Annotated in this window: 11 protein-coding genes; 3 read left to right on the forward strand and 8 right to left on the reverse strand. The window is 44.5% G+C overall.

All coding sequences use genetic code 11. From position 1 onward, the window contains the following. Window positions 1-43: 43 nt before the first annotated feature. A complete protein-coding gene (locus tag vsple_RS05815; protein WP_261882940.1) occupies window positions 44-556 on the reverse strand; it encodes a glycine cleavage system transcriptional repressor in 513 nt (170 codons plus the stop codon). A gap of 217 nt (window positions 557-773) precedes the next feature. Next, window positions 774-1682: a DUF3943 domain-containing protein gene (locus tag vsple_RS05820; protein ID WP_261882941.1), complete on the reverse strand. Its 909-nt coding sequence runs from the start codon at window positions 1680-1682 to the stop codon at window positions 774-776. Between the two features lie 210 nt (window positions 1683-1892). Here vsple_RS05820 and vsple_RS05825 point away from each other — a divergent pair, with 210 nt between their 5' ends. Further along, complete coding sequence (locus vsple_RS05825; protein ID WP_261882942.1) at window positions 1893-3128, forward strand: CinA family nicotinamide mononucleotide deamidase-related protein; 1236 nt, start codon at window positions 1893-1895, stop codon at window positions 3126-3128. Between the two features lie 101 nt (window positions 3129-3229). Here the strand turns inward: vsple_RS05825 and yfaE are convergent, their stop codons facing one another. From yfaE to ubiG, 4 genes are all read right to left on the reverse strand, one after another. Beyond that, entirely contained in the window at window positions 3230-3508 is a 279-nt protein-coding gene (yfaE, locus tag vsple_RS05830) for a class I ribonucleotide reductase maintenance protein YfaE (RefSeq protein ID WP_150872047.1), read from the reverse strand. Beyond that, a complete protein-coding gene (gene nrdB, locus vsple_RS05835) occupies window positions 3508-4641 on the reverse strand; it encodes a class Ia ribonucleoside-diphosphate reductase subunit beta (RefSeq protein ID WP_032549288.1) in 1134 nt (377 codons plus the stop codon). The genes yfaE and nrdB overlap by 1 nt, the downstream gene beginning before the upstream one ends. A 100-nt stretch (window positions 4642-4741) precedes the next feature. Beyond that, on the reverse strand, window positions 4742-7018 hold the full coding sequence (gene nrdA / locus vsple_RS05840) for a class 1a ribonucleoside-diphosphate reductase subunit alpha (protein ID WP_261882943.1): 2277 nt from the start codon (window positions 7016-7018) through the stop codon (window positions 4742-4744). 505 nt (window positions 7019-7523) lie between these two features. Continuing rightward, on the reverse strand, window positions 7524-8267 hold the full coding sequence (gene ubiG, locus vsple_RS05845; RefSeq protein WP_261882944.1) for a bifunctional 2-polyprenyl-6-hydroxyphenol methylase/3-demethylubiquinol 3-O-methyltransferase UbiG: 744 nt from the start codon (window positions 8265-8267) through the stop codon (window positions 7524-7526). 258 nt (window positions 8268-8525) lie between these two features. Between ubiG and gyrA the strand changes: the two genes are divergently transcribed. Beyond that, window positions 8526-11141 carry a DNA gyrase subunit A gene (gene gyrA, locus vsple_RS05850; RefSeq protein ID WP_261882945.1) on the forward strand — a complete coding sequence of 872 codons (2616 nt, stop codon included), beginning with the start codon at window positions 8526-8528 and terminating at the stop codon, window positions 11139-11141. A 160-nt stretch (window positions 11142-11301) separates the two neighbouring features. Then, a complete protein-coding gene (locus tag vsple_RS05855) occupies window positions 11302-11928 on the forward strand; it encodes a TPR domain-containing protein (protein WP_261882946.1) in 627 nt (208 codons plus the stop codon). A gap of 92 nt (window positions 11929-12020) precedes the next feature. On the opposite strand, the gene vsple_RS05860 is transcribed toward vsple_RS05855, so the two are convergent. Together vsple_RS05860 and nrfA are read right to left on the reverse strand one after the other, a co-directional pair. Then, on the reverse strand, window positions 12021-12365 hold the full coding sequence (locus vsple_RS05860) for a rhodanese-like domain-containing protein (protein WP_261882947.1): 345 nt from the start codon (window positions 12363-12365) through the stop codon (window positions 12021-12023). A gap of 171 nt (window positions 12366-12536) precedes the next feature. After that, window positions 12537-13967, reverse strand: a complete 1431-nt coding sequence (gene nrfA, locus vsple_RS05865; RefSeq protein ID WP_261882948.1) for an ammonia-forming nitrite reductase cytochrome c552 subunit — start codon at window positions 13965-13967, stop codon at window positions 12537-12539. Between the last annotated feature and the right edge of the window lie 399 nt (window positions 13968-14366).

Below are 14366 nucleotides of genomic sequence, written 5' to 3' on the forward strand. Positions count from 1 at the left end.
TTTTGCTCCTCCGATGGTTTGCTTCACCGGAGGAGAAAGTGAATCAACTCTCAATCATAACGCGTGTGTCTTCGCTCAGTGTCTCAAGTTCGTTTGCTACGTCTTGGATTGGTACTTCAAGAGGAAGTTTTACAGCAATTTTGGCGGTAAACAGACTTGAACTGACACCTCCGCCACCTGCGATAAACACTCGGTGACAGTCCATATCGAGAATTGTAATGCCTTGGCCATCTAACACGTGAGTGACTTCGTTGACGATACCGGCGCGATCGTTCGAATCTAAACGTAGATGGTGGATCGTATCTTGAGCTTGCGGAGAGTGGTCGGCATCAACAAATTGGACGATTAAGTCTACATTGGCGCTAAACGCCTCTTTGACCGTGGACTCATTCATTGCAGGGAGCTCTATTTTGATAACACCGGCGACTTGATCCTCAATGAAATTCACTTTACTAATCAGCCACTTACCCCCGTTTTCATGAGTGACTGCAGCGAGTTGTTTGATGGTTGCAGGTGATGCTTTACCAATAAAGTTAACGATAAATGTGCTATTCATATCAGCCCCCAAAGATTCAATTGAACGCTATTAATAAGCGTTTGAAATAACGAGATAATCTGTCTTACTTACAGTTTAGATGCTGGATTAGAACAATATTTGACCTGCGTCAATTTTTAAAAATAAGCCGCGGCGCGAATCAAGTTAATGAAGACTGGGGCACAAAAAAAGCGACTCGTAAGTCGCCTTTTAGAAAGATTTGCATTTAATGAGTGACTTAGAAGGTCACTTTGAAGTTCATGCCGACAAATTGCGAGTCGTATGCTGCACCAGCATCGTATGCAAATTTAGCGGCATCTTGGTTACCCCACCAAGGGTTGGTGTTCAGATTGACTTCGGCATCACCACCCCAAGCATCACTTACCCAGTAATGAATATGACCAACAGGGTTCAAGAAGAACAGAGAGACATCACCAACGGTTTTAGAGCCCATCACTTCGCCGCCACTCATTACGATGTCCTGCTCAGCTTCTAGCATAAGCTCACCGACAACGGCGCCGAAAAAGGGAGTGATGAAAAGGTCTTGCCAAGATGGGATTTCTGCAAACGCTTCTACACCGTACTCCCAGAAGAAGGTTGACATAGTCCATGAATACATGAACGATTCAAACTCGTTGTAACCTGCATGGCGAGCCGCAGTATAGTAAACGCCGCCGAAATACGGGTGCATTATGTAGTTCAAGAAGTGCTCGTCTCGGTCCCATACTGGGCCATCAGAGACGTTATCTTTCCACTTTTGACCAAGCTTACTTAAGTCACGCTGGTCATCATCCCACTTGGTAATGGATTCTGGTAAAAACGTCATTAAACCTACAGTTGCAACACTAAGACCAAGAATAGTGTAGGTTTGGCCCATCAGGTAATCCCAATCTTTCTCGTCGCTTACGGTAAGATACATCGGCTGTTGGATACTGAAATCGTACTCGTCGCTTGGTTCACTCAGCGCGTAATTGGTATTAGGTTTGTAGGTATACAAGTTATCATTTACGCAGTACTCTTGTGCGCAATCATCCGAGTATGAAAGGTTGAATGGTTGGTCAAAGTCGTATTGGTTTGCAACCGAATTTGCTGACATTAGTATTGAAAATGCAGCAGTAACCTTTGTTAATAACGGGGATTTGGCCACAAGGGTCTCCATGAAAAATGATAAGTTGAGCAGAGTCACAATTATCCATTAATTGTCTGATTTTTGGAACTAATAATTGTGAACATACTTAAAAATAATCTTAAATTTCACATCATTAATACTTGTGAAATGACTTGAATGCCTAAACATTGAAGATAGACCACTTTACAAATAATGCCGCGTCTCAACATGACAACAAGGGATAAAAATATGACCAAAATCGCAATGTTAAGTACAGGTGAAGAAGTTCTTCACGGAGACATTGTAGACACGAATGCCGCTTGGATGTCTGCTGAGTTCTATCAACACGGCTTTGCATTGGCAAAACGTTCCACTGTCGGTGACCAAATGGGTGCGCTGGTGGAAGAGCTTTTGATGCTGAGCTTTAACTACGATGTGGTCATTGTTAATGGTGGATTAGGGCCAACGACGGACGACATGAGTGCCGCTGCTGCTGCGAGCGCAACTGATCAAAAATTGGTTCTTTTTCCTGATTGGTTACAGCGTATGGAGAGCATGTTCGCTGCGCGTGGCGCTAAAATGCCAGACAGTAACCTCAAACAAGCAATGCTGCCTGAAAGTTCACAGATCGTCGATAACCCTGTTGGCACGGCTTGCGGTTTCAAACTTAAAATTAATGACGCGACTTTCTACTTCACTCCTGGTGTTCCGAGTGAGTTTAAAAAGATGGTGAAGGACCAAATCCTACCAGACCTATCGCGAAGCTACCCAGAAATCAGTGCTTTTGAATGTAGCAGGCTCTACACCTTCGGACTCTCTGAATCCGGTATCTCGGATATTCTAGATCAACTCAAGCTGCCAGAAGGGTACGAATTAGGTTACCGTTCTTACTTACCCTTTATCGAAGTGAAGCTATTCGGGCCTAAAGCGAGCCTTGAGGTGCGTGTAAAACTGCTTCAGATGGTTTATAAGCTGCTGGAAGGCAATGTAGTTAGTGTAGACGAGCCAATGGTTGAGCATTTGGGGCATTTGTTGAGCGAAAAAAAACAAACCTTATCGGTGTCAGAAGTGTCGACTAAGGGGGCTTTATCTGCTTGGTTACAGTCCGACGAAAACCTTGAAAACTGTTTTGGCCACTCTTGGGTAATGGCGGAGAGTAAAGGCAGCGAGATTGATAAAAGCGATCCTTTGGCTGCAACATTGGCCTTAGCCGGAGCGACAAGAGAGAAGTGTGCCACGGAGCTCGCTCTTGTGACTGGTAAACTTGAAGATAAGACCTTCAGTGTAGCGTTATCGACGCCAGCAGGTGAGTGGGGGCAAGTGTTTGAGTTTCATCGTTCATATAGCAGAGAAGACGCCAGAACCGTGATAAAAACAGTTGCAGCGGACATGCTACGAAGACACTTAGAAAATAAACCTATGTTTGGTCAGTTCACTTCGCTTAAGCGCATCAAAGAGCTGTTCATTCCTAATTCTGTTTTATGACAACAGGCTTGTAACGTTAGAATCAATATATGAAAAAGGGCCCGATAATATTAATTATCGGGCCCTTTGTGTTTTGATGTCTTTATCGAACTATTTCACTGCTAAGCGCGTTTTTGCTTGTTGCGATGAATCACGTTGCTCAATGACAACTCTGTTTTGGCTTTACAAATACAAGGCAGAATCTCGTTGCTTTGTGTGTAAGCCATAGCAAAACCAACGTACTCGACTTCACCTGAGTCCAACGTGCAGCGACAAGCACCACAGTGACCATCTCGGCAGTTATACTCAGGTTCAAGTCCTGCCTGCTCCATCGTCTCTAACAGAGTGTTAGATGGGTTAGATTCAATCGTGATGAGTTTGTTGATCTTCAGTGTTGGCATTACAGTTCGAAACCTTCGAAGTCATCAGCACTTACTTCGTTGTCGATTTGACCAACTAGGTAAGATGAAATTTCTGCTTCCTGTGGCGCTACTTGAACGTTATCAGAAGACAACCAAGCGTTGATCCACGGGATAGGGTTAGACGTTGCTTCTGGGTAAGCTGTGCCTAGACCAACCGCCTGCATACGAATGTTCGTAATGTACTCAACGTATTGGCAAAGGATGTCTTTGTTTAGACCGATCATAGAGCCATCTTTGAATAAGTATTCTGCCCACTCTTTCTCTTGCTCTGCCGCATCTTTAAATAGGTCAAAACACTCTTGCTTACACTCTTCGGCAATCTGCATGAATGAGAAGTCATCTTGACCGTTACGTAGCAGGTTAATCATGTGCTGAGTACCAGTTAGGTGAAGTGCTTCATCACGAGCGATTAGCTTGATGATTTTCGCATTACCTTCCATTAGCTCACGCTCTGCAAACGCAAATGAACATGCAAAACTTACGTAGAAACGGATAGCTTCTAGAGCATTAACAGACATTAGACATAGGTACAGCTTCTTCTTCAGCTCGTATAGCGATACTTTGATCTCTTCGCCGTTGATGTTGTGTGTACCTTCACCGTAACGGTGGTAGTCAGAAGTCAACTTGATTAGCTCATCGTAGTAGTGTGCGATGTCTTTCGCACGCGCTAGGATGTGTTCGTTTTCAACGATGTCGTCGAACACAACGCCTGGATCATTCACGATGTTACGGATGATGTGCGTGTATGAGCGAGAGTGGATAGTTTCAGAGAAAGACCAAGTCTCAATCCAAGTTTCTACTTCTGGTAGTGATACCAGTGGAAGTAGCGCTACGTTCGGGCTACGGCCTTGAATTGAGTCAAGAAGCGTTTGGTACTTCAGGTTTGAAATGAAGATGTGCTTCTCGTGCTCTGGTAGCTTGTTGTAGTCGATACGGTCGCTAGATACGTCAACTTCTTCTGGACGCCAGAAGAAAGACAGTTGCTTCTCGATAAGCTTTTCGAAGATTTCAAATTTCTGTTGGTCGTAACGCGCAACGTTTACAGATTGACCAAGGAACATAGGTTCTTTTAGTTGGTCATTTTTTGTTTGGGTAAAAGTACTGTAAGCCATGAATGCCTCAAATCCTTTCCAGACCTATATAACAGGCCTCGTTAATGCTTTAGACCCAGAGAAGAAGGCTTCTCTGGGTTCTTATGTTTGTTACTTGTGCTTAGATCTTACAACCGCCGCCTGCACAATCATCTTCTTGTGCCACTGCGCCCTGTTCATCTTTCGCACCATCACGAGTGTTATGGTAGTAAAGCGTCTTCACACCGTATTTGTATGCAGTCAGTAGGTCTTGAAGAAGTTTCTTCATTGGTACTTTACCGCTTTCGTATACGTTTGGATCATAGTTAGTGTTTGCTGAAATCGCTTGGTCTACAAACTTCTGCATGATACCCACTAGGTGCAGGTAACCGTCGTTAGAACCGATGTTCCAAAGTAGCTCGTAGTTGTCTTTCAGGTTTAGGAAATCAGGCACAACCTGCTTCAAAATACCGTCTTTCGATGCTTTTACAGAAACGAAACCACGTGGTGGCTCAATACCGTTTGTCGCGTTAGAGATCTGAGAAGATGTCTCAGAAGGCATTAGCGCTGTTAGTGTTGAGTTACGTAGGCCGTGTTCAACGATCTCTGCACGTAGTGCATCCCAGTCGTAGTGAAGCGGTTCTTCACATACTAGATCAACGTCTTTCTTGTAAGTGTCGATTGGCAGTAGGCCTTTCGCGTAGTTCGTTTCGTGGAACGAAGGACACTTACCTTGTTCTTTCGCAAGCTCTACCGACGCTTTCAATAGGTGGTATTGGATAGCTTCGAATGTACGGTGAGTTAGACCGTTTGCACTGCCATCTGAGTACTTAACACCGTTTTTCGCTAGGTAATATGCGTAGTTGATAACACCAACACCCAGAGTACGACGGTTCATTGTTGACTTGTAAGCCGCTGGTAGTGGGTAATCTTGGTAGTCAAGAAGTGCATCAAGTGCACGAACCACTAGGTCAGACAGTTCTGCTAGGTCATCAAGAGAATCAATTGCGCCAAGGTTGAATGCAGAAAGCGTACATAGTGCAATCTCACCTTCGTCGTCTTCTACGTTTGTTAGCGGCTTGGTTGGGAGCGCGATTTCAAGACATAGGTTTGACTGGCGAACAGGTGCTACTTCCGCATCAAATGGGCTGTGAGTGTTACAGTGGTCTACGTTTTGAATGTAGATACGGCCAGTAGAAGCACGCTCTTGCATTAGTAGAGAGAATAGCTCTACCGCTTTTACTGTTTCACGCTTGATTGATGGATCGTTTTCGTACTTAACGTACAGCTCTTCAAAACGCTCTTGGTTTTCGAAGAACGCATCGTATAGGCCAGGTACGTCAGATGGTGAGAATAAGCTGATGTTGCCGCCTTGAACCAGACGAGAGTACATAAGCTTGTTCAGCTGTACACCGTAATCCATGTGACGAACACGGTTCTCTTCTACACCACGGTTGTTTTTCAGTACAAGTAGAGACTGAACTTCACCGTGCCATAGTGGGTAGAATACTGTTGCTGCACCGCCACGTACGCCACCTTGAGAACAACACTTAACCGCAGTTTGGAAGTATTTGTAGAATGGGATACAACCAGTGTGGAATGCTTCACCACCACGAATCTCTGAACCTAGAGCACGGATACGACCAGCGTTGATGCCAATACCTGCACGCTGAGAAACGTAACGTACGATTGAGCTTGCTGTCGCGTTAATTGAATCTAGGCTGTCACCACACTCAATCAGTACACAAGAGCTGAATTGGCGTGTAGGAGTACGTACACCAGACATGATCGGTGTCGGTAGGGAAATCTTAAATGTCGACGCTGCATCGTAGAAGCGCTTGATGTAATCAAGACGTGTTTCTTTCGGATACTTAGCGAATAGACAAGCAGCAACCAAGATGTATAGGAACTGAGCGCTTTCGTAGATCTCTTTCGTTACACGGTTTTGTACGAAGTATTTACCTTCAAGCTGCTTAACCGCTGCGTAAGAGAAGTCTAGGTCGCGTTTGTGATCGATGTATTGATCCAACTCTGCAAACTCTGCCGGCGTGTAGTCTTCCAGAAGGTGACTATCGTACTTACCCATATCAACCAGTTTTGCAACGTGGTCAAATAGTGCTGGCGGCTCGTATTGACCGTACGCTTTCTTACGTAGGTGAAATACAGCTAGGCGCGCAGCTAAGTATTGGTAATCAGGAGTCTCTTCGGAGATCAGATCCGCAGCTGACTTGATGATTGTCTCATGGATGTCAGAGGTGGTGATGCCATCGTAAAACTGAATGTGAGCTTTCAATTCTACTTGTGATACAGAAACATTGTGCAAGCCTTCTGCTGCCCATGTGATCACGCGGTGGATCTTTTCTAGATCAATCGTTTCTTTGCGACCGTTACGCTTAGTAACAGTAAGTTGTTGGTTCATTCTGCTTAATTTCCCTAACAAAACTGATTAAAGCCGTGTTTTTGTCTATTTCTGTGTAATTTTTGTAAATTACATGTCGGCTTTGTGATCTTGGTCTACCCATATATTGTAGTTCAAACACAACATATAGGGGTCATTTGTTTGTTGGGTTACAAGATAGTGCTAGGCCGGAGATTTTTCAAGGCAAAGAAATGGGAGTTCTTGTGGATAACTACTGAATTGAAAAAAATCTGTAAGTAACCACTAACTGATGAGGATAGCTCTCACTTGATTGCAGAAAATTGGCTTTTCGATGATGGTTTAATTTTGCGCGCTCATAAAAAAAAATTCCTTGATCTTTGGCTAAAAGAGGAGGCGGATTTTCAAAGGTTAAAATTGAATCTAGATGGTTAAATTGGAATCGAGAGCACGAAATTTAGACTGAAAAAAGTCGCAAACTTATGGTAATTGCAACCTTTTTCATTAGTCTAAATTAAATTATTTTTTATGGGGTTATTGGTAGAATTTACGCAAAATTCTTTGTGTGAACAATGTAGTTAACATCTACGTTACTTCCCAAACGGTAGGTATCCGTCAATGGGTTGTAATGCAAGCCCGTAATGCCTAATTCCTGTAGAGGCGTGTTATCTATCATCTTGATAAGTTCAGCAGGGCGAATGAACTTTTCGTGCTCGTGAGTCCCTTCAGGAACGATCTTCAATAACTTTTCTGCGCCAACAATCGCAAACAAGTACGACTTAAAGTTGCGGTTTAATGTTGAAAAGAAGACGTGGCCGTTTGGCTTCACTAACTTAGAGCAAGCGGTGATCACCGATTGTGGGTCCGGCACGTGCTCAAGCATCTCCATACAAGTGACCACATCATATGTTTGTGGTTTTTGCTCTGCATGATCTTCAATGGTGCTTTGAATGTACTCAAGCTTGGTGCCAGTCTCTAAGGCGTGTAGACGAGCCACTTCGAGCGGTTCTTTACCCATATCTAAACCAGTAACAACTGCGCCTTCTTTTGCCATGCTCTCAGCGAGAATTCCGCCGCCACAACCCACGTCGAGAACTTTCTTTCCGAACAGGCCTTCTGTTTTCTCTAGCACGTAATTTAGGCGTAAAGGGTTGATTTGGTGAAGAGGCTTAAACTCGCCTTCGAGATCCCACCAGCGTGACGCCATGTCTTCGAATTTTTTGATTTCTGCTGGGTCGACGTTCTGTGATTTGGTCATAATCGGCATTTCCAAGTTAAATAATGCATCCATGAAATTGAGAGCATTATAACTTGGCTTTTTTCTCTGACCAGAAGATCTACAATTTTGCGCATTTGTTGGACGCAAAGTAACCACCTTTCAGCAAGATATGATGGTGACGTGCAATTTCTCATCAATTGATTGGCTACTAGGCTCACAAGATGATAAAAGGATAGGGAAAGTGATGCCTCACAAGGTAAATTTGTGTTATATTTTTCGGTCTTATACGTATTCAAAAATACGATCTGACTATAGAGGGAAAATGGCTCTATGAGCGATCTAGCGAAAGAGATCACGCCCGTAAATATTGAAGATGAGCTTAGAGGTTCATACCTAGACTACGCGATGTCCGTCATCGTTGGTCGTGCCCTTCCTGATGTGCGTGATGGCCTAAAGCCAGTACACCGCCGCGTTCTATTCGCGATGAATGTACTTGGTAATGATTGGAACAAACCATATAAAAAATCTGCTCGTGTAGTAGGTGATGTAATCGGTAAATATCACCCGCACGGTGATAGCGCTGTATACGACACTATTGTTCGTATGGCTCAGCCGTTCTCACTGCGTTACATGCTAGTTGATGGCCAAGGTAACTTTGGTTCTATCGATGGCGACTCCGCGGCTGCAATGCGTTATACCGAAGTTCGTATGGCGAAAATTGCCCACGAGCTTTTGGCTGACCTTGATAAAGAAACGGTGGACTACGTACCTAACTATGATGGTACTGAACAGATCCCAGCGGTTCTACCAACGAAAATTCCTAACCTATTGGTAAACGGTGCTTCTGGTATCGCAGTAGGTATGGCGACCAACATCCCACCTCATAACCTAGGTGAAGTTGTTGATGGCTGTTTGGCTTACATCAATAATGAAGAGATCACGATTGATGAGCTAATGGACTACATTCCTGGTCCTGATTTCCCAACAGCAGCGCTGATCAGCGGTCGTAAAGGCATCGTCGATGCTTACAAGACAGGTCGCGGCAAGATTTACATGCGTTCAAAAGCGGACATCGAAGTAGAGAAGAGTGGTAAAGAGACCATTATCGTTACTGAGATCCCTTACCAAGTAAACAAAGCACGTCTGATCGAGAAGATTGCTGAACTGGTTAAAGATAAGAAAGTAGAAGGCATCAGTGCACTGCGTGACGAGTCTGATAAAGACGGTATGCGTATTGTTATTGAATGTAAGCGTGATGCAGTGGGCGAAGTGGTTCTAAACAACCTATACGCACAAACTCAGCTGCAAACAACTTTCGGTATCAACATGGTTGCTTTAAACAATGGCCAACCACAGTTGTTCAACCTGAAAGACATGCTTAAGTGCTTCGTAGACCACCGCCGTGAGGTTGTGACTCGTCGTACTATCTACGAACTAAGAAAAGCGCGTGATCGTGCACACATCTTAGAAGCGTTATCTCTGGCTCTAGCAAACATTGATGAAGTTATTGAACTTATCAAGAACGCTCCAACGCCAGCAGAAGCAAAAATTGGCCTAGTTTCACGTGGTTGGGACCTAGGTAATGTTGCTTCAATGCTTGAGCGCGCAGGCACTGACGCGGCTCGTCCAGATTGGTTAGAAGACCAATATGGCATCCGTGACGGTCAGTACTTCCTAACGGAAACGCAAGCGCAAGCAATCCTAGAACTTCGTCTACACCGTCTAACCGGTCTAGAGCACGAGAAGATTCTAGACGAATACAAAGCACTTCTTGATGAGATCGCTGAGCTAATGCACATCCTTGCAAGCACTGAGCGCCTAATGGAAGTGATCCGTGAAGAATTAGAAGCAGTTCGCGATATTTACGGTGACGCACGTCGCACTGAGATCACCGCAGCTAGCCACGATATCGACATGGAAGAGCTGATTGCTCAAGAAGACGTAGTAGTGACACTGTCACACGAAGGTTACGTTAAGTACCAAATCCTAAGCGACTACGAAGCACAGCGTCGTGGTGGTAAAGGTAAGAGTGCGACTAAGATGAAAGATGAGGATTACATTGAGCGTCTGCTTGTTGCTAATACTCACGATAACATCCTATGTTTCTCTACTCGTGGTAAGACGTACCGTCTGAAAGTTTACCAACTACCACTAGCAAGTCGTACTGCTCGTGGTAAGCCAATCGTGAACATTCTTCCTCTAGAGGAAGGTGAGCGCATTACGGCAATTCTACCTGTATCTGAGTTCTCTGAAGATAAGTTCATCTTCATGGCGACTGGCGACGGTACTGTTAAGAAGACATCACTCGATCAGTTCGCAAACGTACGTGCTAACGGCCTAATCGCAGTTAACCTACGTGACGATGATTCGCTAATTGGCGTAGACATCACCAACGGCGATAGCGATATCATGCTGTTCTCGAAGTCGGGTAAAGTGGTTCGTTTCAACGAAGATAAAGTTCGCCCGATGGGTCGTACAGCGGCGGGTGTTCGCGGTATGAAGCTACCAGAAGATGACCAAGTTGTGTCGCTGATTGTTCCTTCTAACGAAGGTGACATTCTAACTGTGACTCAAAATGGTTACGGTAAGCGTACTGAGCTTGCGGAGTACCCAACTAAGGGTCGTGCAACTCAAGGTGTTGTATCTATCAAAGTCTCTGAACGTAACGGCCCAGTTGTTGGCGCAGTTCAAGTTGAAGAAGGCGATGAGATGATGATGATCACCGACGCAGGTACATTAGTACGCACTCGCGTAGCGGAAGTAAGTCAAGTTGGCCGTAATACGCAAGGTGTGACGCTAATCCGTACTTCTGAAGACGAGAATGTTGTTGGTCTACAGCGCATCGACGAAGTTGAAGAAGCAGAAGTCGTTGAAGGCGAAGCGCCAGAAGCGACAGCTGAACAGCCAGCTGCAGATGCATCTTCAGATGAGCAAGACGCAGAATAAAATCTATCGTTAAACATGATTTTATGAATAAAAACCGAGCCTTAGTGCTCGGTTTTTTATGTTTCAAATTCAGCACCAAAGTCAGGAAAGTTCGTAAACTCGATCAAAGTATATTGTTGAAGAAAGAGGTAAAGTAAGGCTTCTACTCTAGGAGATATGCATGGAAAATTGGTTGTTGATCTCGATCCTACTCACGAGCCTCTTTATCGTCTTGATGATCTTTAGGAGTAGTCGCAGCAAAACGGCACGACGCCTTAATTTAAGTTTGGCAGTGTTCGCTGTTCTAGGGACAGGGGTTTTATGGTATCTGATGAAACAAGATCTGCCACAACCTGACCCTTATGAGTCACAACCCGTTACCTTCGCTAACTACCAAAGTGAACTGCAGAGCAAGCTTGAACAAGATCCAAACCAAGCAGAACTGTGGTTTAAACTCGGCAGTGTCTACCTTGAGCAAGGGGAGTTTGCAGCAGCCGTAACGAGCTACGATTACGCTATCCGGCTAGAGCGCACGCCAGTAGCACGCCTGTTTGCTGCAAAAGCTACGGCGTTATACTACGTGAATAAGCAGTCGATGGGAGAGGAGGTTAATGCAGTTCTTAAACGATCGTTGGAGCTTGATCCTAACGATCGTACAGCATTAATGCTCATTGCGAGCGATCACTTCATTAGCATGCGATATGAGCAAGCGATCGAGGTTTGGACTCAGCTGTTAGACTCGAACCAGCAAGGGCTCGATAGGGTTTCAATCATCCACTCAATCAATCAAGCTAAGCAGATGCTGTAGCAAAACGCCTTCTACTGATTAGCTTGTTAGGATCAACCAACGATCTTGCTTAAAGACTCTGTTTTCCTATCAAGGCAAATAAAGTCCAGAGCTTATTTACTTTGCTGCATCTCTACCAATCCACCAGCGTTATGCAAATTGGTGAATCCTTGCTTCTCTAACCATTGATAGGCTTGACCTGAGCGATTTCCACTACGACAGTAAAGAACGATTTGAGTGTCCTTGTCGAGTTGTGCGAAATGCTGCTCTATCTCGGAGAGCGGATAGTTAATCGCATTGTCTAAATGACCATCTGCGAATTCTTGAGGCGTTCTTACATCAACAATCAAAGCGCCTTGCTCAATCCATTCCCATCCCGTTTCTGCACGCTCAGAGGCTTGAGCGATGCCACAGGTTAAACTTACACACAATGCGGTGATGACTAATGTTGTTTTCATCGGTTCTCCATTGGCTCTCGAGTGGGTGAATAAGATAAAAGAAAGCCACACGTAGAGTGTGGCTTGATTTGATGGTGACGTCTATTTCAGGGCGTTAAAAAGCAGCCTTTGATCATAGTGAGTATGGATACTCACGGTTTTGGCTAAAATTACCGCCCTTGGCTGTCACGATTAATAGTCGTAATCCGCTTCGCGTTTTTCAGCCGCTTCATCCCATTTTGGAACGACAGTATCTAAGAAATGCTTCTTATCAGCGTTCATCTTATCCATATCCATGCCTAGTGCTTTCTGTGCAGCCGCTTTGGTTGAGATATCTGGGATCTCGATAGGATCTGTGATTCCTTTTTTCGCTAGCAGGCGAACCAGTTTAGTACGTGCATCTGCTGCTCTATCAACCGCTGTTCCTAGCACTTCTAGTGCAACTTCAGGAGCGTGCATATGTACACCGTGAGAGGCAATCGCATAGTCCCAACGCCATTGTGCATGACGAATATCTTGTAGGATAGGTTGCATTTCATCTTCAGTTGCACCAGCATCCCAGGCTGCGCCCGCTTCAAAGTGTGCTGCCACAATCTGCTTCTCTGCGGTTAGTTTCATGTTAAGCACTTGCGCTTTACGGCTAGAAACGATGTTCTGCATGGTCTCTTTGCTTTGTGTATGACAGTTTGCACAAGTGTCTTCAAAGCGGTCGAATGGGTTTCCGACTTTATGGTCGGTATACACAGTTCCATCTTCCTTAGTCACTTTAGGCATGTGGCAGTCGACACAAACCACTTTGTTCTTACCATGGATGCCTTCACGCCATGTTTCATAGCCTGGATGCTGTGCTTTTAGCATTGGCGCTTTAGAGACTTTATGTGTCCAATCTTTGAAGTTCAGAGCGTCGTAGTAACGCTCCATCTCTTCGACGGTTGTGCCTTGATCCCAAGGGAATTTAACGCTTTTGTTTGGACCGGTGAAATAGTATTCAACGTGGCACTGCGCACATACAGAAGCTTGTTGATCGAGGCGGCTCTGCTCATCAAACTTCTTGCCAATCGCTTCGAATGCACGCTCAACATAAGGTCGAGTGATTTTCAAAGCGGGTTCGCCGTTTTTAAAGCCGTCGCTTTGCGTATCATGACAGTCTGCACAGCCAATTGGGTTGACGATCTCTTCGCCTAGGCGTGCCCATTTGCCTTCGAAGTAACCATCTTCGCCACGCTCTTCGATAACACGAGCGACATCTGGGCTCTTACAGCTCCAACACGCCATTGGCATAGGGCCAGATCCTTCGTCCATTGGTGCGCCCGTACGAAGCGTTTGTCTGACATCGTCAAGTGCATAAAAGTGGCCTCTGGCCTTGTTATAGTCTTTTGCAAAACCATAACCCGCCCACATGATCACCATATTTGGGTCTTCATGTAACGCATCTTCTATATGTTCACTCTCCGATGTTTGTTTCCAAGAGTGGTATTGGTCAGGGTGGTTCTGCTCGAATTGCTCGTTACGAGGGTCACCAATTGTTTTTTGTTCTGACGCAGCAAAGCAAGCTGCACTTACTAGTGAAGTGCTGACCAGCAATAAGGCTGTGACGGAATTACGTATCCAGTGCTTTTTCACAGTGATATCTCCAATATACTGATTTTTATACCAAGCGTTGTGAGTTTGCTATTTCAAATTAAGAATTGGAGAATTCCTGTTTATATTAATTCATAATCAAACACATTTTGTTACGTGTTGAGGCATTGTTGTTTTAGATCAATTATCACTAGTGATGTGAATCACGCTAGTTCAGTAATAACCCTAAAGGGGTAGTCTGGGGCAATGTGAGTAGGTAAGTATAAGAATTATTCTCATTAAAGAACAATAGCTTATGAATATAACCATGATTTAAATGTGGTGACTATGCTCACATAATCATCAATGCAAATTTCAATTTAACCCATTAGGGGTATATCCTCACTAGTAGAAAGCGTTGTGGCTTTTCCAAAATAAGAATTGATATCATTTAGACGGTAA

The organism is Vibrio pelagius (assembly GCF_024347575.1).
Lineage (GTDB): Bacteria > Pseudomonadota > Gammaproteobacteria > Enterobacterales > Vibrionaceae > Vibrio > Vibrio pelagius.